General features: G+C 77.2%; 17 protein-coding genes and 2 riboswitches. Of the genes, 4 read left to right on the top strand and 13 right to left on the bottom strand.

The genetic code is table 11. From position 1 onward, the window contains the following. From ACRYR8_RS07635 to ACRYR8_RS07605, 7 genes are all read right to left on the bottom strand, one after another. Positions 1–1,230 (bottom strand): acetate/propionate family kinase, encoded by a 1,230-nt coding sequence (locus ACRYR8_RS07635; protein ID WP_432483747.1) that lies wholly within the window; start codon positions 1,228–1,230, stop codon positions 1–3. A gap of 127 nt (positions 1,231–1,357) precedes the next feature. Further along, on the bottom strand, positions 1,358–3,673 hold the full coding sequence (locus ACRYR8_RS07630) for a serine hydrolase (RefSeq protein ID WP_432483794.1): 2,316 nt from the start codon (positions 3,671–3,673) through the stop codon (positions 1,358–1,360). A gap of 80 nt (positions 3,674–3,753) precedes the next feature. Then, positions 3,754–4,449 carry a TenA family protein gene (locus ACRYR8_RS07625; RefSeq protein ID WP_432483746.1) on the bottom strand — a complete coding sequence of 232 codons (696 nt, stop codon included), beginning with the start codon at positions 4,447–4,449 and terminating at the stop codon, positions 3,754–3,756. Next, a complete protein-coding gene (gene thiD / locus ACRYR8_RS07620) occupies positions 4,446–5,270 on the bottom strand; it encodes a bifunctional hydroxymethylpyrimidine kinase/phosphomethylpyrimidine kinase (protein ID WP_432483745.1) in 825 nt (274 codons plus the stop codon). The genes ACRYR8_RS07625 and thiD overlap by 4 nt, the downstream gene beginning before the upstream one ends. Next, positions 5,267–5,932, bottom strand: a complete 666-nt coding sequence (thiE, locus tag ACRYR8_RS07615; RefSeq protein WP_432483744.1) for a thiamine phosphate synthase — start codon at positions 5,930–5,932, stop codon at positions 5,267–5,269. The genes thiD and thiE overlap by 4 nt, the downstream gene beginning before the upstream one ends. Then, a complete protein-coding gene (gene thiM / locus ACRYR8_RS07610; protein WP_432483743.1) occupies positions 5,929–6,756 on the bottom strand; it encodes a hydroxyethylthiazole kinase in 828 nt (275 codons plus the stop codon). The genes thiE and thiM overlap by 4 nt, the downstream gene beginning before the upstream one ends. Next, a riboswitch (TPP riboswitch) is annotated at positions 6,749–6,842 on the bottom strand. Its footprint overlaps the gene before it by 8 nt. Before the next feature lie 71 nt (positions 6,843–6,913). Further along, positions 6,914–8,902 (bottom strand): GGDEF domain-containing protein, encoded by a 1,989-nt coding sequence (locus ACRYR8_RS07605; RefSeq protein ID WP_432483742.1) that lies wholly within the window; start codon positions 8,900–8,902, stop codon positions 6,914–6,916. A 342-nt stretch (positions 8,903–9,244) separates the two neighbouring features. Between ACRYR8_RS07605 and ACRYR8_RS07600 the strand changes: the two genes are divergently transcribed. From ACRYR8_RS07600 to ACRYR8_RS07585, 4 genes are all read left to right on the top strand, one after another. Continuing rightward, a complete protein-coding gene (locus tag ACRYR8_RS07600; RefSeq protein WP_432483741.1) occupies positions 9,245–9,631 on the top strand; it encodes a response regulator in 387 nt (128 codons plus the stop codon). Further along, positions 9,628–12,498, top strand: a complete 2,871-nt coding sequence (locus ACRYR8_RS07595) for a hybrid sensor histidine kinase/response regulator (protein WP_432483740.1) — start codon at positions 9,628–9,630, stop codon at positions 12,496–12,498. The genes ACRYR8_RS07600 and ACRYR8_RS07595 overlap by 4 nt, the downstream gene beginning before the upstream one ends. A gap of 118 nt (positions 12,499–12,616) precedes the next feature. After that, positions 12,617–15,094 carry a sensor histidine kinase gene (locus ACRYR8_RS07590; RefSeq protein ID WP_432483738.1) on the top strand — a complete coding sequence of 826 codons (2,478 nt, stop codon included), beginning with the start codon at positions 12,617–12,619 and terminating at the stop codon, positions 15,092–15,094. 46 nt (positions 15,095–15,140) lie between these two features. Then, complete coding sequence (locus ACRYR8_RS07585) at positions 15,141–15,587, top strand: DUF4383 domain-containing protein (protein WP_432483736.1); 447 nt, start codon at positions 15,141–15,143, stop codon at positions 15,585–15,587. 66 nt (positions 15,588–15,653) lie between these two features. Here the strand turns inward: ACRYR8_RS07585 and mgrA are convergent, their stop codons facing one another. The 6 genes from mgrA to ACRYR8_RS07555 all read right to left on the bottom strand — a co-directional run. Then, the gene (mgrA, locus tag ACRYR8_RS07580) at positions 15,654–16,694 is read right to left on the bottom strand and encodes an L-glyceraldehyde 3-phosphate reductase (protein WP_432483734.1); all 1,041 of its coding nucleotides are present in this window, start codon (positions 16,692–16,694) and stop codon (positions 15,654–15,656) included. 27 nt (positions 16,695–16,721) lie between these two features. Next, positions 16,722–17,360: a hypothetical protein gene (locus tag ACRYR8_RS07575; protein ID WP_432483732.1), complete on the bottom strand. Its 639-nt coding sequence runs from the start codon at positions 17,358–17,360 to the stop codon at positions 16,722–16,724. A 13-nt stretch (positions 17,361–17,373) separates the two neighbouring features. After that, positions 17,374–17,453: riboswitch (cyclic di-GMP riboswitch) on the bottom strand. Positions 17,454–17,519: 66 nt separating this feature from the next. Then, positions 17,520–18,614 (bottom strand): DUF4037 domain-containing protein, encoded by a 1,095-nt coding sequence (locus tag ACRYR8_RS07570; RefSeq protein ID WP_432483730.1) that lies wholly within the window; start codon positions 18,612–18,614, stop codon positions 17,520–17,522. Then, a complete protein-coding gene (locus ACRYR8_RS07565) occupies positions 18,611–19,042 on the bottom strand; it encodes a GNAT family N-acetyltransferase (RefSeq protein ID WP_432483729.1) in 432 nt (143 codons plus the stop codon). Before ACRYR8_RS07565 ends, ACRYR8_RS07570 begins: the two co-directional genes overlap by 4 nt. Before the next feature lie 127 nt (positions 19,043–19,169). Continuing rightward, positions 19,170–19,583, bottom strand: a complete 414-nt coding sequence (locus ACRYR8_RS07560) for an NUDIX hydrolase (RefSeq protein ID WP_432483793.1) — start codon at positions 19,581–19,583, stop codon at positions 19,170–19,172. 78 nt (positions 19,584–19,661) lie between these two features. Continuing rightward, positions 19,662–20,037: cupredoxin domain-containing protein (locus tag ACRYR8_RS07555; protein WP_432483727.1), on the bottom strand; the 376-nt coding region annotated here is incomplete at its 5' end.

Genomic DNA, 20,037 nt, shown 5'->3' with positions numbered 1-20,037 from the left:
TCAGCGGTGCTCGACGAGCGCGGCGGTGTCGCGGGCGATGAGCAGTTCCTCGTCGGTGGGCACGACCATGGCCAGCGGCCCGCCGGCGCCACCGGGGTGCTCGCGGGTGATGCGCCCGGTGGGCGTGGCGGAGCGGCCGTGCTCGGCGTTCGCGGCGGGGTCCTCCACGAGGCCGAGGTGGTTCAGCCGGGCCAGCAGCGCCGAGCGGGTGGCGGCGCCGTTCTCGCCGATGCCGCCGGTGAGGACGAGGGCGTCCAGGCCGCCGAGGGCGACGGTGAGGGCGGCGACGTGCTTGGCGGCGCGGTACGTGAACACCTCCAGGGCGAGCCGGGCGCCGGGGTGCCCCTGCCCGGCCTTCTCCTGCAGGGTGCGCACGTCGTTGGACAGCCCCGACAGGGCCAGCAGGCCGGACTCCTTGTTCAGCTGCCCGACGATCTGCGACACGCTCGCGCCGGTGCGCTCGGCCACCAGCTCCAGCACAGCCGGGTCCAGGTCCCCGGAACGGGTGCCCATGACCAGTCCCTCCAGCGGCGTCAGCCCCATCGTGGTGTCCACCGAGCGCCCGCCCAGGACGGCGGTGGCGCTGCACCCGTTGCCCAGGTGGGCCACGACGAGCTTCAGCGAGCGCGGGTCGGCGCCGGTCTCGCGCTGGAGCACCTCGGCGGCGCGGGCGCTGACGAAGCGGTGGCTGGTGCCGTGCATGCCGTAGCGGCGCACCCCGAACTCCTCGTACCACTGCGCGGGCACGGCGTAGCGGTGGGCGTGCTCGGGCATCGTCTGGTGGAACGCGGTGTCGAAGACGGCGACGTGGTCCAGCTCGGGCAGCACGGCCCGGGCCGCCTCGATGCCCGCGACGTTCGCGGGGTTGTGCAGGGGCGCCAGCGAGGACAGGTCGGAGATGTCGGCCAGGACGTGGTCGTCGATGCGCACCGAGGAACGGAACCGCTTGCCGCCCTGCACGACGCGGTGGCCCACGCCCAGCAGCGGCGGCAGGTCCATGTCCAGCAGGCGCTGCAGGACGTGCGCGAGGGCGCCGCGGTGGGTGGTGGCGGCGGGGGTGATGGTCCGGGTGCCCTCGGCGGTCTTGAAGTGCACGACGGCGTCGGGGGTGCCCAGCCGCTCACCCAGGCAGGACAGCGCCCGCTCCCCCGTGGCCGGGTCGACCAGCGCGAGCTTCACCGAGGAGCTGCCGCAGTTGACGACCACGACGGACCCGTTGCCGCTGGACACTGAGCGCTCCCCCCACCGCGCCGGCGACCCGGGTGGTCACCGGCCCGGTCCGAGCCTCGCACGGTCCAGGGCCCCGCACCCGCTGACGGGTCCGGCCGTGATCACCCTCACGCCCTGCGCGCCCGGCTCAGGGCCCGGGCGCCTCCAGGCCCGGCAGCGCGTCCATGAGGACCCCGCCGAGCGAGGGCGCCACCTCCAGCGCGCGCTCGCCCTCCGGCTGCAGGTGCACCATGACGGCCACCCGCTCCGCGGGGCGGGTGAACGCACCCCCGGCGGCGATCGTCTGGCCCCACGCGGCAGCCCACCGGCGGCCGTCCCCGTCCGTGCCGCAGGGGCAGAACGGCCAGGTGCCCAGCCCGACGCCCCGCTCGGCCAGGTCGGTCAGCTGCCGTCGGCCGTCGGCGTCGAGCACCAGGTCGGACGCCAGCAGCGCCCCCTGCCAGCGCGCCAGGTCGCCCGGGGAGGCGACGACGCCGCCGGAGGAGGACCCGACCCAGCCGGGCAGGGGCGTGTCGTCGACGTGCAGGGTGGCCAGGCCGAGGGGCTCGGCGATCCGCTCGGCGACGAGATCGGCGTACGGGCGGCCGGTGACGTGCTCCAGCAGCTGCCCCAGCCACAGGTAACCGGCGTTGGAGTAGGCCACGTCGGTGCCGGGGGCGAACAGCAGCGGCCGGCTCGTGGCCAGGGAGGCCAGCTCGGCGGGGCCGTACAGCTGCGCGGGGTCGTGGCCGGGGGCGCCGGCGTAGTCGGCCAGGCCGGAGGCGTGCTGCAGCAGCAGGCGCGGCGTGATCGCGGCGGCGTGGGCCGGGTCCGCGGGCGGGGCGACGCCGGGCACGTCGGGCACGGGCGCGTCGAGGTCGACGGTGCCGGTGGCGGCCTCCTGCAGCAGCAGGGCGGCGGTGACGCTCTTGGTCAGGGACGCCGCCCGCACCGGCAGCCCGGCCACCAGCCCCTCGCCGAGCGCGGCGCTGCTGGTGCCCTCCCACACGACGTCCCACGCGGCGGCGCCGGAGGCGACGCCGACGCTGGCGGCGTCGATCCCGTCGGTGGCGGCGACCCAGTCGTCGAGGCTGCGCTGCAGGTCCTCGGCGGGCAGCTCGGCCAGCGGCTCGGCGCGCACCGCCAGGACCTCGGCGGGGTCGTCCACGCGCCCGAACGCCGAGCGCGTCAGCGCGCTGCGGTCGGAGGGCCCGGGGATCGCCAGCAGCGAGGGGCTGGGGCCGCCGGTGAACGCCACGGCCAGCGCCGCGCACGCCGCGACCGCGGCGAGCGGGACACCGCCGGCGACCACCGGGGCGTCGCGCCGCCGCAGGGGGCGCGCGGCGGTGGGCCACCAGCGCGGTGGGCGGCCGGCGGCCACGTCCTCCAGCCAGCCCGCGCAGAGCACCGCCGCGGCCGTGCCGGCCACCGACAGCAGCAGCACGGCGGGCACCGCGACGACCGGAGCGGCGGCCGGGGCGAGGGCGTCGACGCCGGTGCGGGCCAGCACGATCGCCGCGGGGTGCCACAGGTAGACGGTGACGGCGCGGGCGGTGACGGCGCGGGCGGCGCCCGCGACGCGGGGGCGCGCCGAGGAGCGCCGCAGCGGGCCGGCGACGGCGGCGAGCAGGGCGAGCCAGCCGAGGGCGGCGAGGGCCAGCAGCAGCCAGGACGAGTTCAGGGAGCCGCGGTCCAGCGGCACGAGGCGGGTCAGCGCGGCGGCGGCCGCGAGCGCCGCGACGCCGAGCACGGCCGCGGCGGCCCGTCCGCGCGGGGTGCGAGGCTCGCCCGCCGCGCCGCCGCGCCGGGCCCACGCGGCGCCCAGCACCGCGAAGCCGCCGTAGCAGAGCAGGTCGCCCAGCGCGGTGCGCAGCGCCCCCTCCGGGGTGGGCAGGCCCACCAGCGGGCCCAGTTCCAGGACGGCGAGGCCGGTGAGGGCGACGGCGAGGACGGCGGCGGGACGGCGCGCGGCGCGCAGCACCAGCGGGGCGAGCACCAGCAGCCACAGGTAGTCGGAGACGTACCACAGGTGGGAGGTCAGCCAGCCCTGCTGCCCCTCGGCGCCCTCCGGCGGGGCGAGGGGCACGAGCCAGCCGAGCAGCCGCACGCCGTCGGGCAGCGCCTCGCCCACCGCCGGGGCCCCACCGCTGCGCCAGGCGGTGAGCGCGGTGGTGGCGAGCACGACGGCGCCGAACGCCCAGAACGGCACCAGCAGCCGGCGCGCGCGGCGCAGCGCGGTGCGCCACCACGGGCGGCGCGCGGTGCCGGCGGTGAGCAGCGAGCCGGCCAGGAAGAACATCACCGGCATCGCCGGGAAGACCCAGCTCAGCCACGCCCACGCCAGCGCGTGCCACAGCAGCACCCGCACGAGGGCGACGGAGCGCAGCACGTCCAGCGAGGGGTCGCGGGCGGCGCCGCGGGCGGTCCTCGCCGGGGCGGGGGCGGTGGCGTCGGCGTGCTGCATCGCTCCCACGATCCCATCCCGGGCGGGGTCGGCGGCGGTCGCCCGCACCCGCACGGGTGGATCGGTCCAGGGCGAGCGGGTCAGGCGGGCGCCGGGGCCGCCAGCGGCGACGGCCAGTCCTCGCGGTGCAGGGCGGTCTCCCAGAAGAGGAACTCGTAGCGGGTCGCCGTCGCGAACGCCTCGTGCAGCGCTCGCACGTCGCCGAGCCCCTCGGCGGCCTCGTCGACCAGCCGGCGCGCCGTGGCCACCGAGGTGTGGAACTCCTCCGCGTCGTAGGCGGCGACCCAGCGGGCGTACGGGTGGTCGGCGCCGGCGTCCAGCACGGCGGTCGCCGAGCGCGCCAGGCGACGGGCCACGTCGGCGTACACCCAGAAGCACGGCAGCACCGCCGCCGCCGCGACCGGGTACGGGGCGGTCGCCGCCGTCGCCACCAGGTACGAGACGTACCCCAGCGTCGTGGGCGAGGCGTGCGCCGGGCCGTCGGCGGGCGGCAGCGCACCGGAACCCAGCAGGTCGCCGTGCAGGGCCGTCTCCACCACCGCGGCGCCGTGCGCGGACGACGCCCAGAACGCGGCGCTCGCCACGTCGGGGGCGCGCGAGGCGAGCAGGGACAGCGCCCGCCCGTACCCGGCGAGGTAGATCTCGTCCTGCTCGAGGTAGTGGCGGAACACCCCCGGGTCGAGGGTCCCGTCGCCCAGCTCGCGCAGGAACCGGCAGTCGTCGATGGCGGCGCGCAGGTGCGCGGTGCGCTCCCACGCCTCGTCGGTGAAGCTCACGAGGTCCTCCGGTGGTGGGTGCGGGAGTGGTCCAGCGGGCCGTTGCCCGAACCGACGTGCAGCGCGTCGGCGCCGGCGAGCGCGCACTGCAGGTGGTCGCGGGCCTCCTCCACGACGGGCAGCCAGCTCACCGGCGCCCCGGTACCGCGTGCGGCGATCGCCGCGATCGCCGCGGACAGCGTGCACCCGGTGCCGTGGGTGTTCACGGTGGCCAGCCGCGGTCGCCGCACCAGGTGGGTTCCGGCGGGTTCGGCGAGCACGTCGACGCTCTCGGCGCCGTCGAGGTGCCCGCCCTTGAGCAGCACCGCGGTGCCGGTGCGCCGCAGCAGCTCCTCGGCCTGGGCGGCGACCTCGTCGGGGTCGCGGGCGGCCCTCGCGCCCAGCAGCACCGCCGCCTCGGGGACGTTGGGCGTCACCAGGTCCGCCACCGGCACGAGCTCGTCGCGCACGGCGGCGACGGCGGAGGCGTCCAGCAGCCGGTCGCCGCTGGTGGCGACCATGACGGGGTCGACCACGACGGGGCCGGGCCGGCGCTCGCGCAGCACCAGCGCCACGGCGCGGGTGACGGCGGCGTCGGCGAGCATGCCGGTCTTGGTGGCGTGGACGGTGACGTCGTCGAGCAGCACCTCCAGCTGGCGGCGCACGAAGTCCGCCGGGACGACGTGCACCCCGGCGACGCCGCGGGTGCTCTGCGCGGTGAGCGCGGTGAGCACGGCGGTGCCGAACGCGTCCAGGGCGGCGAACGTCTTCAGGTCCGCCTGGATCCCCGCTCCCCCGCTGGGGTCGCTGCCGGCGATCGTGAGGGCGACGCGCGCGCTCACCGGTCCACCGGGGATCCCGCCGCGGGGCGGCCGTCCCAGCGCGCCCGCAGCCCGGCGGCGGCGGCGCGCGGGTCGGGGGCGGCGCACACCGCGGACACGACGCAGAACCCGGCGACGCCGGTGCCGCGCAGCTCGTGCAGGTTCCCGGCGTGGAGACCGCCGATCGCCACGCACGGGGTCCCGGCGGCGGCCCGCACGACGGCGCGCACACCGTCCGGTCCCAGCGGGGCGGCCGCGTCGGTCTTGGTGCCGGTGGCGTGCACGGGCCCCACCCCGAGGTGGTCGACGACCCCGGCGGGGACGGCACGCACCTCCTCCACGCTGGAGACCGACAGCCCCACGAGGACGTCGGGCCCCACCAGGCGGCGGACCTCCTGCGCGGGCAGGTCCGACTGGCCCAGGTGCACGCCGTCCGCGCCGGCGATCAGCGCGACGTCCACGGCGTCGTTCACGACCAGCGGGACACCGGTGCCGCGCAGCACGTCCTGCACGGCGCGCACGAGCGCGAGCAGGTCCCGGTCGCTCGCGCCCTTGCCGCGCACCTGCACGGCGCTCACGCCGCCGGCGACCGCCTCGCCCACCACGGCGGGAACCCCCCGCGGCCCGCACATCGCGGTGTCGGTGACCAGGTACAGCGAGGGGTCGAAGGGCCGGGCACTCACGCCAGCCGCCCGGTGCCGGCCAGGTCCGCGCGCAGGGCGGCGGCGTCCACGGCGTCCAGCTCGTCGATCCACGCGATCGCGAAGCTCCCGGGCCGCGGGCAGCGGGCGGCGGCCCGCTCGGCGGCCAGCGCGACGTGCGCGTGCGCGGTGACGGCCCCCAGCAGCGGGTCGCCGGTGACGGCGGTGCAGGCGGCGACGAGGGCGCCCAGGGAGCAGCCGGCGCCGGTGGTGCGCGTCAGCAGCGGTGATCCGCCGCGCACCCGCACGACGCGGTCCCCGTGGACGAGGACGTCCACCTCGCCGGAGACCGCGACGACGCCGCCGGTGCGCTCCGAGAGCCGGTGCGCCGCGGCCAGGGCGTCCTCGGCCAGGGAGGTGGAGTCCACGCCGCGCCCGCCGGCACCGGAACCCTCCAGGCCCATGACCTCGGAGGCGTTGCCGCGCACGACGTCCGGTGCGTGCTGCAGCAGTTCCCGGGCGGTGCGGGTGCGGAACCCCAGCGCGCCGACCGCGACGGGGTCCAGCACCCACGGGTTCCCCGCGGCGCGGGCGGAGGCGGCGGCGAGCGCCATGGCGCGGGCCCGCTCGTCGTCGAGGGTGCCGACGTTCACGAGCACGGCGGAGGCGACCTGCGCGAACTCGGCGGCCTCGCGGGGGTTGTCCACCATCGCGGGTGCGGCGCCGGCGGCGAGCAGCGCGTTGGCGGTGATCGTGGTGACGACCGAGTTCGTCAGGCACTGCACCAGCGGGTGCTCGCGGGCCAGGGCGTCGCGGACGTCCGCGACCTGCTGCGCGCTCGGGCGCGCGGGGTTTCCGGCTTCCACGCCGTGACATCCCTTCGTCAGCACTACCTGCGTCAGGTTCGACGGGTGTGATCTCAGCCCCTCGCGGGGCACCCCGTGTCGCGGGCGAACCTAACACCGCCCCCCGACCCGCCCCGACCCGCCCCGACCCGGCCTGACCCGGCCGGGTCCGGCCCCGTCAGGCGACGGGAGCGGGGGCCGCGGGGGTGACGGCGGGGGTGACGGCGGGGGTGTCGCTGACGACGGTGGTGTTGCGCCCCGCCTCCTTGCCCTCGTACAGGGCGATGTCGGCCAGCGCGACGACCTCGGCGGCGCTGAGGCCGGGCTGCCACTGGGCGACGCCGATCGTGCAGGTCTGCCCGTGCGGCACGGCGGCGCGGATGCGGTCGGCGACGGCGCGCGCGCCGGCGGCGCTGCACCCGGGCAGCGCGAGCACGAACTCCTCCCCGCCCCAGCGGGCGAGGGTGTCGACCTCGCGCAGGCAGCCGGCGGCGGCCGCGGCGAACTCCTGCAGCAGGTCGTCGCCGGCCAGGTGCCCCTGCGTGTCGTTGTAGCGCTTGAAGTGGTCCAGGTCGATGAGGCAGAAGGACAGCGGCAGCCCGCTGCGGACCGCGCGGGCGATCTCCTTGGTGGTGGTCTCGTCCCAGCGGCGGCGGTTGGCCAGGCCGGTGAGGGGGTCGCGCTCGGCGGCCACGGCCAGCTGGGCCAGCAGGTCGGCGCGTTCCACGCCGTGGGCGGCCTCCTGGGCCAGGGTCGCCAGGACGACCCGGGTCTGCGCGGGCAGTTCCTGGACCCGGGTGCGCCAGACGCTGGCGAGCAGGCCGGCGGTCCGCCCGTCGGTGGCGGTGATCGGCTGGTAGGCGACCGAGACGGCGCCGAGCGCGTCGCGCAGCCGCCCCGAGGCGCCGGTGTGCCCGGACAGGTCGCTGACGAAGACGGGCGCACCGCGCCGGAACGCGTCGGCGAGCACGGTGGGCTCGTCGGCGGGGGTGCTCACCGGGACCATCCCCTCGCCCCAGACCGCCCGGGTGACGAGGTCCCCCCGCCCGTCGGGCTCGGCGAGGTACACCCCGTCGGCGCCGGTGATGCGAGCCGTCGCCTCGCACAGGGCCTGGCGGGTGTCGGCGGCGGAGTTCAGGGACCGCAGGGCGTCGGTGAGCATCGCGGCGGCCTCGGCCTGCCGCTGCGAGTCGTCGGCCTGCCGGCGCACCTCCGCGAGCAGCTCGTCGCGCTCGTCGCGGCCCAGGGCGAGCACGAGCCCGATGACGGTGGTGAGCACGGCGAAGGCCTGCCCCGCGAGCGCACGGAGGGCCGGGTCGGGCTCGGCGGCGAACGGGCCGTGCCCCAGCAGGGTGGGCACGAGCGCGGCCAGGCCGGTGAAGAGGCTGTGCCACACCACGGTGCGGGTGCAGAAGCGCAGCGCCGCCCAGACGGTGAGCACGGGCAGCAGGAACACCAGGTCGGGCACCCCGGGGACGGTGAACTGCACCGCGTACGCGACGGCGGTGACGGCGAACGCGGTGACGCCCTCGGCCCAGCGGCGGCGGGCCACCGGAGCGCACGGCACCGGGGCGGACCCGTCCCGTGCGCTGGTGGCGACGAGCCGCAGCCCGACGCACGCCAGCAGCAGCACGCTGAGGCCGTTGCGGGCGGCCCACACCGGCAGGTCGACCCAGGTGACGTGCCCGGCCTGCCACCAGGCGGCCGGCGGCCCGACGAGCGCGCCGGCGGCGACGGCCGCACCGGTGGCGGCCAGCAGCCGCAGCAGGGCCCGCACGCCGCGCAGCGGCCGGCCCGGGCCGGCACCGGGGCACCAGCGGTGCAGCAGGGCGTCGAACAGGAGCGTCTGCAGCACGGTGGCGGTGGCCGTGGTGAGGGCGAGCAGGGCGCCGGCACCGGTGAGCGCGTGCACCAGCACGCCGGTGACCGCGAGCAGCGCGGTGTCCAGCGGGCGCGTGCCGGCGCCGCGCTGCACGGCGAACCACACGGCGGCGACACCGGAACCCGGGGAGACCAGGGACAGCGCGCCGCCGTCCGGGACGGTCCAGCGGCCCAGAAGCAACCCGGCGGTGAACAGGGCGGTGAAGGCGGCCGAGCGCAGCAGGGACCGCGCAGCGGGGACCAGGGGGGGCCGGGGAGGTCGCCGAGCGACGTCGGGGTGGTGCACGTCGGTCGTCCTCTCGCCGGGTGCGGGGCAGCGGCGCGGGAGGCGGCTCGCTGCCGAACCGCGCCACGGGAGTCATCGGGCGCCACCGGCGGTCCCTTGAGACCGCTGCGTGCCCGGCGCTCACCCGCACCGCTCACCCGTCCGGGCGCAGCGGGGCGACGGCGCGGCGACGGCGGGACGGGTACCCGGACCGGGTCCGCGGGTCGCTGCGCCGGACGGGTGGGTGCGGGCTTCACCCGGGCGCCGTGCGTGCCGATGACCCCGGAGGCGGGGCACGCGGCACCCGCCACGACCGCGGCACGGTGCCCCGCTGCGCGGCGACGACCCAGGAGGGACCCGGACATGGCCAAGGTGCTGGTGGTCGAGGACGACGCGGACATCCGCACCCTGCTCGACCTGCGGCTGCGCGCCGCCGGGCACCGCGTGATCGGGGCGGAGTCGGCAGCGGCGGCCCTGGCGGTCATGGCCGAGCGCGGCGCTCCGGACGTCCTGGTCAGCGACGTGTCGCTGCCGGGCACGACGGGCCTGGAGATGGTCGCGGGCCTGCGCACGCAGGAGGGCTACGAGCACCTTCCGGTGATCTTCCTGAGCGGCCGGGTGCAGCCGGCGGACATCGAGGCGGGCCGGGCCCTGGGCGCGGTGTACCTGACCAAGCCCGTCGTGCTGACCGCCCTGTGCAGCGCCATCGAGCAGGTGCTGGCCAGGGCCGGCGCCGGCGCCACCTGGTGACCACCACCCCGGGTGGACCGCGCGCCCGCTCCTCGATCGCGCGGATGCTCACCGCCGGCCTGCTGGTGGCGGTCACGACGATCCTCGTCCTGGGCGGCAGCTCCCACGCGCGCATCGAGACGCTGCTGGCCGAGCGCGCCGACGTCGACGCCACGCACGCGGTGCTGGACGACATCGGGGCCCTGCGCGTGCTGGTCCGCGACGCCGAGCGCGGTCAGCGCGGGTACGTCATCACCGGGCGCGAGTACTACCTGGAACCGTACGAGCAGGCGGTCGGCGACGTCGACGACCTCGTGGACGTGCTGGTGGGCGAGAGCGGCACGAGCGCCGCGGCCGACGGTGCGCGGGCCGAGCTGCGCAGCGCCGTGGCCGCCAAGCTGTCGGAGATGCAGAACACCATCTCGCTGCGCCGCACCGCGGGCTTCCCCGCCGCGCAGGCCCTGGTCAGCACCGACGACGGGCGCCGGGCGATGCAGCGCATCACCGCCGCCCTGGACGTCCTGGAGGCCGAGGAGCGCGTGCTGCTCGCGGAGCAGCAGCGCGCCGCCACGCTGAACGCCGCCCGCACCCGCGCCCTGATCCTGGCCGGCACCACCTGCCTCGTCCTGCTGCTGGTCGCCGGGGCCCTGTGGGTGGACCGGCGCATCGTGCGGCCCGTGCAGCGCGTGGCCGCCGCCGCCCAGCAGCTCGCCGCCGGGGAGACCACCGAGCCGGCCGCCGTCACCGGCCCGGCCGAGGTCGTCGCCGTGGGCGAGGCCGTGAACACCGCGCTGGCGGTCCTGGTGGGCTCCCGCGACAAGGCCGTGGAGGCCGACCGGGCCAAGTCGGCGTTCCTGGCGACGATGAGCCACGAGATCCGCACGCCGATGAACGCCGTGATCGGCATGACGGACCTGCTGCTGGACACGCCCCTGGAACCCCACCAGCGCGAGCTGGCCGAGACGGTCCGCGACAGCGGCGAGAGCCTGCTCGTCGTCATCGACGAGGTCCTGGACTTCTCCCAGCTGCAGGCCGGCAGCCTGCGCCTGGCCGACGAGCCGTTCGACGTGCGCACCTGCGTCGCGGGTGTCGCGGCGCTCGTGCGCCACGAGGCGGGCGCCAAGGGCCTGGAGCTGGTCGTCGAGGTCTCCCCCGCCGTCCCCGCGACGCTGCGCGGCGACGCGCACCGCCTGCACCAGGTGCTGGCGCACCTGGTGCGCAACGCCGTGACGTTCACCTCCCGCGGCGAGGTGGTGCTGACCGCCGTCATCGCCCCGGGCGAACCCGGGACCGCACCGCGGGTGCGCTTCGCGGTGCGCGACACGGGCACCGGCATCGCCCCCGAGCGCATCGGCGAGCTGTTCCGCTCGTTCGCGCCGATGGACCCCTTCGCCCGCCCGCAGGGCGGCGTGGGCCTGGGCCTGGCGATCTGCTCGGGCCTGGCGGGCGCCATGGGCGGCGACCTGCGGGTCGACAGCACCCCCGGCATCGGTTCCACGTTCACCCTGGACGTCCCGCTGGCCGAGGCCGCCGGCGCGGTCGCCGCACCGGCCCGCCCCGTCGACGACCTGACCGGGCGCGACGTCCTCGTCGTCGACGACAACGCCACCAACCGCCGCGTGCTGCAGCTGCAGCTGCAGGGCTGGGGCGCCACCTGCACGGGTGTGGCCTCCGCCGGCGAGGCGCTCGCCCTGGTCGCCGGCGGCCGGGCCTTCGACGCCGCGCTGGTGGACATGCACATGCCCGGCACCGACGGTGAGCAGCTGGCGAACGCGCTGCGGGCGCTGCCCACCGGCCGCGACCTGCCCCTGGTGCTGCTGACCAGCGGCCAGCGCCACCCCTCGCCCACGGCGGCCGGTGTCGTCGACGCCGTCCTCAGCAAGCCGGTGCGCGCGGCCCTGCTGGAGGGGGCGCTGCGCGACCTGCTCGGCGCCGCCGGACCCGCCGCGCGGCCCGGCGGCGCGGGCTCCACCACCGCGGAGCCCGCCGCTCACCCCGCCGCTCGCCCCACCGCGCTGCGGGTGCTGCTCGCCGAGGACAACGCGGTCAACCAGAAGGTCGCCCAGCTCCTGCTCGCGAAGTTCGGCCACGAGGTGGACACCGTCGACAACGGGCTGCAAGCCCTCGAGGCGGCGCGCGCCTCGCGCTACGACGTCGTCCTGATGGACCTGCACATGCCCGAGATGGACGGCCTGGAGGCCACCCGGCTCATCCGCGCCGAGGTCCCCGGGGAGCTGCAACCTCGCATCATCGCCCTCACCGCCAGCGTCCTGTCCGACGACCGCGAGGCGTGCCGCGCGGCCGGCATGGACGACCACCTCACGAAGCCGGTGCGCGCCCGCGAACTGGAGAGCGCGCTCGCCAAGGTGCTCAGGGCGGTGGGCGACGCCCCCGCCGACGCGTGGCGGGCACCGGCCGCCGAGGGACCGCCGGTCGCCCGGGCACCGGCCCCGTCGGCCGGCGTGCCCGTGACGATCCCGCTGGAGATGGCCGTGCGCGCCCGCATCGCCGACCTCGGCGGCGCGGACACCGACGCCGACCGTGCGCTGTTCGCGCAGCTGCTCACCTCGTTCGTCGAGCGCGCCCCCGGTGCCGTCGCCGACCTGGAGGTCGCCCTGGCGTCCGGGGACGTGCGCGAGCTGGAGACCCGCGCGCACAGCCTGAAGGGGTCCGCGGCCAACCTGGGTGCCGAGGTCCTGGCGCAGCTGTGCGCTGACCTGGAGGCGCAGGCGCGCGCCGGCGAGGCGCCGGTCGGCCGGTCCCTGGGCGGGCTGCGCGAGGAGCTGGGGAGCACCTGCCGCACGTTCAGCGCGATCGCGGAGGAGCTCACCGCCGGCGTGCGGGGCTCCGCCGGGGCGGTGGCGGCCGGGGAGCCGGCGGGGTGGTGAGCCGGTGGTCCCGGCCCGCGGACGGGCGCGGCGAGGCGGTGCCGGGCTCAACCACCGGCGCAGGGCGCCGATGGACGGACGGGTGAGCGCTCAGCTCGCGCCGACAGGACACGGGAAGGTGGTTGGAGCGGACGTGCAGGAGGGTTCCGCGGTCGGCCCGCGCACCGCTGCCGGACCGGAGCGGGCGCTGGCCGGCACCGAGCGGGCGGAGCTGGAGGCGCTGCGCCAGGCGCTGGCCAGCGCCCCGGACGCGTTCGTCTCCATCGACGACGACGGGGTGCTCACCGACTGGAACCAGGCGGCCGCCGACCTGCTGGGCCGGGAGCGCACCGAGGTGCTGGGCCTGCCGATGACGGAGGTCGTCGTCCCGCCGGAGCTGCGCGAGGCGCACCGGGCGGGCCTGGAGCGCTACCGCACCACCGGCGAGCGCACGGTGTCCGGGCGCCCCGTGGAGGTCGAGGCGCTGCACCGCGACGGGACCCGCGTGCCGGTGGAGATCACCATCTGGCCGACGTGGGTGGCCGGCGAGCGCCGCTTCCACGCGTTCCTGCGCGACCTGCGGCCCCGCCGCACCGCCGAGCAGGCGCTGGCCCGCCGCGAGGAACTGGCGCGCACCACGTTCGACGCCAGCCCCTCGGGGATCGCCGTCCTCGAGGCGGACGGGACGATCGTGCAGGTCAACCCGGCACTGGTCGCCCTGCTGGGTCGTGGCTCGGGTGGGCTGCTGGGCCTGACCACCGCGGACCTCGTGCACCCCGACGACCTGGAGGCCTGCCGGGCCGCCGGCTCGCAGGCCGACGCCGCGCCCGGTCACGCGGTGGCGGTCGAGCACCGGCTGCGGCGCGCCGACGCCGGGCACGTGCTGGTGCGCTCCCACGTCACCACGGTCCTGACGCCCGCCGGGGCGCAGCGCCGCGTGGTGCAGATGGAGGACATCACCGACCGGCGCGCCGAGCAGGAGCGGACGCGCCGCCGCAGCCGCGTGCTGCTGACGACGGTGCGGGTGCAGCAGGCGGTCGCCGCCGCCGGCACCGACCGCGCAGCGGTGCTGCAGGCCGTCGCCGACGGTGCGGTGTCGGCGTTCGAGGCCGCCGACGGGGCCGTCGTGGAGCTGCTCGAGGGCACCCAGTTGCGCTACGCCGCCACCGCCGGCGCGCTGGCCGCGCACGCGGGGCTGCGCCTGCCCGCCGCGGGGTCGCTGTCGGGCACCGCGATCGAGGAGGGGGTGTCCCTGCTGTGCGGCGACACCGCGACCGACCCGCGGGTGGACCCGCGGACGTGCGAGCGCACCGGCGTCCGCTCCGCGTGCACCGCCCCGCTGGTCAGCGGCCACCGGACGGTGGGCGTGCTGAAGGTCTCCAGCAGCAGGGCCGGCGCCTTCACCGCGGAGGACGCGCAACTGCTGCAGCTGCTCGCCGGGAGCCTGGCCGCCGGGCTGCGCCACGCCGACGACGCGACCCGCAACGCCACCCTGCTCGCCGAGTGCACCGCCGCGCTGGAGGCGCTGGAGATGAGCGAGCAGCGCTTCCGCATGATGTTCGACGGTTCCCCGCTGGGAATGGTGCTGACCAGCCTGGACGCGGCCGACGCGGGCGACTTCCTGCAGGCCAACACGGCCATGTCCGAGATCACCGGCTACTCCCTCCACCGGCTGTCGGGCATGGGCCTGCGCGACCTGCAGCACCCCTGGGACGCCGCCGACAGCAGCGAGCTCACCGCCCGCCTCGTCGCCGGCGAGCTGGACACCGCCACGACCGAGACCCGCTTCGTGCACGCCGACGGGCGCACGCTGTGGGTGCGCCTGCGCAGCGCCGTGGTCCGTGACGAGCACGACGCCCCGCTGTACCTGGTCGCGCAGGTGGAGGACGTCACGCAGCGGCTCGCCGAGCAGGCGCAGCTGGCCGAGCGCAACCGGGAGCTGGAGGAGGCCAACCAGCTCAAGCTGGACCTCATCGGCATGCTCGGGCACGAGATCGCGAACCCGCTCGCCTCGATCCAGGGGTACTCGGAGCTGGCCGCGCAGTGCTGGGACCAGCTGGAGGAGGCCGACCGGCGCCGCAGCGTCGAGGCCGTGCACCGCGGCGCCCAGCGGCTGGACACCATCCTGCGCGAGGTGCTGGCGATGGTCAGCGTGGACGCCGGGCAGCTGAGCGCCACCCCGGAACGGGTGCTCGTGCGCGCCGTCGCCGACGCCGCCCTGGCCAGCGTGCCGGGCGCGGCCCCGGCCGTGCACTGCCCGCCGGACCTCGCGGCGTCCGTGCAGCCGGGCCACCTGGAGCAGGTGCTCGTCAACCTGCTGTCCAACGCGGCCAAGTACGGCGGTGGCGCCACCGCGGTGCGCGCCGAGGCGGCCGGGGACCGGGTGCTCGTGCGCGTGGAGGACGCCGGCCCCGGCGTCCCGGAGGAGTTCCGCGGCCGGCTGTTCGAGCGCCTGGCCCGCGCCGACGCGACCGCCGGCACGGTGCGCGGCACCGGGCTGGGGCTGTACATCGTGCGCGAGCTCCTGCTCGCCAACGGCGGGGACGTGCGCCACGCACCGCGCCCCGGCGGCGGCTCGGTGTTCACCGTGGAGCTGCCGGCGGCGGGGCGGGGCTGAGCCCCCCGGCTGTTTCAGGTCGGTGCCTGCGGGGCACCTCTCCCCCATGAGCCTGAACATGGCGGGGAAGGTGTCGGTGGAGCGGCCGCGCACCACCGCGGGGCAGCACCTGTCGCTCCTGGTGGGCGTCCTGCTGATCGTGCTGGGCTTGGCGGGTTTCGTGGTGACCGGTTTCGACGACTTCACCGGCGGCACGCACGAGCAGCAGGTGATCGGCTTCGCGGTGAACCCGCTGGCGAACGTGCTGCACCTGGTGCTGGGGGCGCTGGGGCTCCTGGCGCGCACCGGTGCGCGCCGGGCGCGCTGGTACGGGGTCCTGCTGGTCGCCGCCGGGGCCGGGCTGTTCGCGTACTCCAACAACGCCGACGTGAACGTGCTGAACGCGAACTGGCCCACGAGCGCGCTGCACCTGGTGCTGGCGTTCGCCGGCCTGGTGATCGCGTTCGTGCCGGTGCGGGCGGGCAAGCGCCCCGACACCGCGGAGCTGCGCTGACCCGGGCGGCCCCGGCCCGTCCCGGCCGGGTGCCCGCGCGGGGCGCCCGGCCGGGAGCGTGCGCCGTCAGGACGCCGTGTCGCCCGCCTCGCGCACCTGCGCCCACAGGTCGACGCCGGAGTCCACGGCGAACTCGTCGATCGCGCGCAGCTCCTCGTCGGTGAAGTCGAGCTTCGCGACGGCGGCGACGTTGTCCTCCACCTGCTGCACGCTGCTGGCCCCGATGAGGGTGGTGGTGACCCGGCGGTCGCGCAGCACCCACGACAGCGCCAGCTGCGCCAGGGTCTGCCCGCGGCCGGCGGCGATCTCGTTCAGGCCGCGGATGCGGCGCAGGTTCTCCTCGGTGAGGATCCCCGGGTCCAGCGACTTGCCCTGCGCGGCGCGCGAGCCGGCCGGCACGCCGTCCAGGTAGCGGTCGGTGAGCAGGCCCTGCGCGAGCGCGGTGAACGGGATGCAGCCCACGCCCTCGGCCTCCAGGACGTCCAGCAGCCCGGACTCGATCCAGCGGTTGAACATCGAGTAGGAGGGCTGGTGGATCAGCAGCGGCGTGCCCAGCTCGCGCAGGATCCGCGCCGCCTCCAGGGTGCGCTCGGGGCCGTAGGAGGAGATCCCCACGTACAGGGCCCGGCCGGAGCGCACGATGGCGTCCAGCGCCCCCATCGTCTCCTCCAGCGGCGTCCCGGGGTCGGGCCGGTGGTGGTAGAAGATGTCGACGTAGTCGAGGTTCATCCGCTTCAGCGAGGCGTCCAGGGACGCCGTGAGGTACTTGCGGGAGCCGTGGTCGCCGTAGGGCCCGGGCCACATGTCCCACCCGGCCTTGGAGGAGATCACGAGCTCGTCCCGGTAGGGGGCGAGGTCCTCCTTGACCAGCCGGCCGAAGTTCGTCTCCGCCGCGCCGTAGGGCGGTCCGTAGTTGTTCGCCAGGTCCATGTGCGTGATGCCCAGGTCGAACGCCCGGCGCACGATGTCGCGCTGCGTCTGGAACGGCTTGTCGTCGCCGAAGTTGTGCCAGAAGCCCAGCGAGACCGCGGGCAGTTCCAGGCCGCTGCGGCCGCAGCGGCGGTAGGGCATGGAGTCGTAACGCGCAGCGTCTGCGGTGTAGGTCACGCCCGGCGACTCTAGGGCAGCGGCCCGTCAGGCCGTGGTCGTGGCGGTCGGCTCGGCGGTCGGGGTCGCCGGGGGCTCGGTGGTCGGGCCGGCGGTCGGCTCTGCGGTCGGGCCGGGGGTGGGGGCCGCCGTGGGCTCGCCGGCGTCCTCGCCGCTGTCGGCGCTGATCCGGGTGGCCGTGGGGGTGCTGCCGCGGGTGCCCTTGACGTTGACGCGGTCGCCGACGGCCAGGTCGGCCAGCTCGGCGGGCGCGTCGTCGCGGACGATCCTCGCGGTCTCCGCCACGGCGACGGTGAACCGGGTGCCGCGCAGCTCCTTGTCCCGCCCGCCGCGCACGGTGATCTCCAGCGTGCCCGCGGCGGTGTCCACCGCGCTCACGGTGCCGTTGACGACGAGGACGTTCTTCGCGCCGCGCGAGCCGCGGCGGACGGTCACCCCGGTGCTCGTCGCGGTGGGCGACGCGGTGGGCGTGGCGGTGGGCGTGGCCGTGGGCGTGGCCGTGGGCGTGGCGGTGGGCGTGGCCGTGGGCTCAGCGGTGGGCTCGGCCGTCGCGGTGGGGGCCGCGGTCGGCTTCGCGCGCGGGGCCGCCAGCGCCGCGCCCGTGGTGGGCAGCGCGAGCGCCGCGGCGAGGGCCGCGGTCAGGGCGAGGGTGGTGGTGCGGCGCAACGGGGGTCTCCTCCTGGGTGGCCGGGCTGCCTCAGCTGGTGAGGTCCCTGTGCTTCGCGTCCCCGCCTCACGACGGGTTTGCCCTTGTCCGGGTGGGGCGACCGGGAGGGTGCCCCACCGTCCACCGTGCAGGGCGCCCGAGCGGGCGGGCGAGCCGGCTCACCCGCCCGGCGCAACGCCCGGCGCCTGGTCCACCCGGCCGGCGGCACCGGTGACGGCTGCGCCGACAGCCGCGCCGACGGCAGCGCGGCGGCGGCCGTCGACGAGGACGTCCACGGCGTCCACCCACTGCTCCACCGCCCCGGCGCCGGGCGGCAGGGCCCGCACGGCCGGGTCCTGCGCCCCGGCCAGCACGGCGGGCACGAGGGCGGGGGCGACGCAGCGGAACGGGCGGTCGTGGAAGGGGGTCGTGGCGGTGGGTGTGGCGGGCAGCCCGGCGGTGCGCTGCACGCGCAGCAGGTGCTCCAGCGCCTCGCACAGCGCCGCCTGCCGCTGCGGCCACGCACCGGCCGCTAGAGCTGCGGTGAGCGCGGGCGCGGCGGCGGACGCGCGGGGCAGCGCGGCGAACGCGGTGCCCTCCCACTTCGGGTAGGGCACCCAGCGCTGCTCGAGCAGGAACCCCAGGTGGACGGCGGCACGCACCAGCCGCGCCGTGACCACGCGGGAGCCGAGGTCGTCGCCGACCTGGCCGGTGCGGCCCACGAAGGGCAGTTCCTGGTCGATGCGCTGCCAGTCGCAGGCGACGACGTGGTGCCACACGTCGCGGGGGTACCAGGTGAGGCGTTCACGCAGGCGCGCGGTGCGCCCGTCGGTGTCGGTGAACAGCGGGCCGGCGGTGAGCTCGAGCACGGCCTGGCCGGTGGGCACCAGCCAGTCGGCGGCGGTCCACGGCCGGGTGACGTCCACGCCGAGGCGGGCGGTGGCGAACGCGTCGGGGTCGGCGACCTCCACGCGGTACGAGGGGCGCGGGTCGCCGGTGGCGGGGAACCGGGTGGGCAGGCCGGCGAACCCGCCGGGGAGCTCCGCCGCGAGGAACTCCCCCACCTCGGCGACGCGGTCGGCGGGCACCAGCAGCGTCAGGCGCAGCCCCCAGTCGTGGTCGCGGGAGGTGGCGTCGTCCAGGCCGAGGACGTCGGAACCGGTGCCGAGGCGGCCCGCGGCGTGCGGCAGACCGGGGAACCCGCGGTGCAGCAGGGGGCCGACGACCCGCTCCCAGTAGGCGCGGGCGAGGTCGGCGCCGTTCGCGGCGGTCACGCCGGGCGCGGCGGCGGGTCGAAGCGGCCCAGCCAGCGGCCCACCACCCGGCTCATCCCGCCCTCCTGCGGGGAGAACCCCAGACCCCCGTAGAACTCCCCCGCGTCGTCGGTGAACAGGGCGACGTGCTGCCCGGGCACGGCCTGCACCAGCCGCCGCACCACCTCCGAGCCGATCCCGCGGTGCCGGTGCGCGGCTGCGGTCCACACGTCCACGAGGTAGGCGTTGCAGACCCCGTCGCTGAGCAGGCGGCCCATCGCGACGACGCGCTCGCCGTCGAGGGCGAACACCGCCGCGCGGGAGTTCTCGCACGAGCGCCGCAGCTCGGCGGGGGTGCGGCCGTTGTGGAAGCCGTCCTCGCGCAGCGCCGCGTCGAGCGCGTGGAAGTCGACGCGGGCGAGGTCGGCGGTGAGCTCCGGGCCGGTCACGGCGGGAGCGTGGCGGTCCCGCACCCGTGGCGGCAAGCGGGTTTCCCGGTTCCACCGATCCCGCGGGTGAGCGGGGGCGTCGACGGGAGAGGGGGCCGGTGATCACGGCGCCGCCGCGGGCTCCCCGTCAGGGGACGGCGCTCGTGGTCGCCCCCACGAGCAACCCGTCCTCGCGCAGCCGCGGCACCACCGCGTCGCGCACAGCCGGCGCCAGGCGCCCCCCGGCCGGTTCCTCACCGGTGCACCAGTGCACCGCCGCGATCTCCGCGGCCCGCTGCGGGGGCGCGGAGAGGTCGCAGCGGTACACCGACATCCGCATCGGCACCGCCTCCAGCGCCGCCGGCGCCTCCACCACCAGGTACGGCTCGGCGCCCACCGGCTGCACCTGCAGCTCCTCGGTCAGCTCGCGCAGGAGGGTGTCGATCTCCGGCTCGTCGCCGTCGGGCTTGCCACCGGGCAGGTAGAAGACGTCCGGCGCGGCCTGCTTGCTCACCGTCAGGAGGTGCCCGTCGACGACCACCGCAGCCGCCACCACTCGCATGATCACGACGGGAGCGTAGTCGGCTCGACGGAGGGCCCCCGCCGCGCGTGCACCGCTCCCGCCCGCTCCCGGCGTGCGTCACCCCCCGTCGACGACGCGCACCACCCCGGTCATGTGCGGGTGCACGCTGCAGACGTAGGGGTGCTCACCGGCCGCGGTGAAGGTGTGGCGGAAGGTGCCGGCCCCGACGACGCCGCTGTCGAAGCCGTCGCCCCGCACCTGGTGCAGGATCCCCCCGTCGTCGAAGACCCACTCGACCGCGTCGCCGCGGCGGACCTCGACCTCGGCGGGGTCGAAGGCGATGTTCCGCACCACGACGCTGACCGCCGGCGGCGCCGGCGCCGCCGCGCTGCCCCGCCCGGCGGACGCGGCGGCCGGCGCACCCCGGCCCCGCAGCAGCCGTACCACGAGCCGCCCGCGCCTCACACCACCCCGGTGTCCCTGCCGCTCATGT

Origin of the sequence: Kineococcus esterisolvens (assembly GCF_050871405.1) — a bacterium.
GTDB lineage: Bacteria > Actinomycetota > Actinomycetes > Actinomycetales > Kineococcaceae > Kineococcus.
This window is presented reverse-complemented; position numbering and strand designations above follow the sequence as displayed.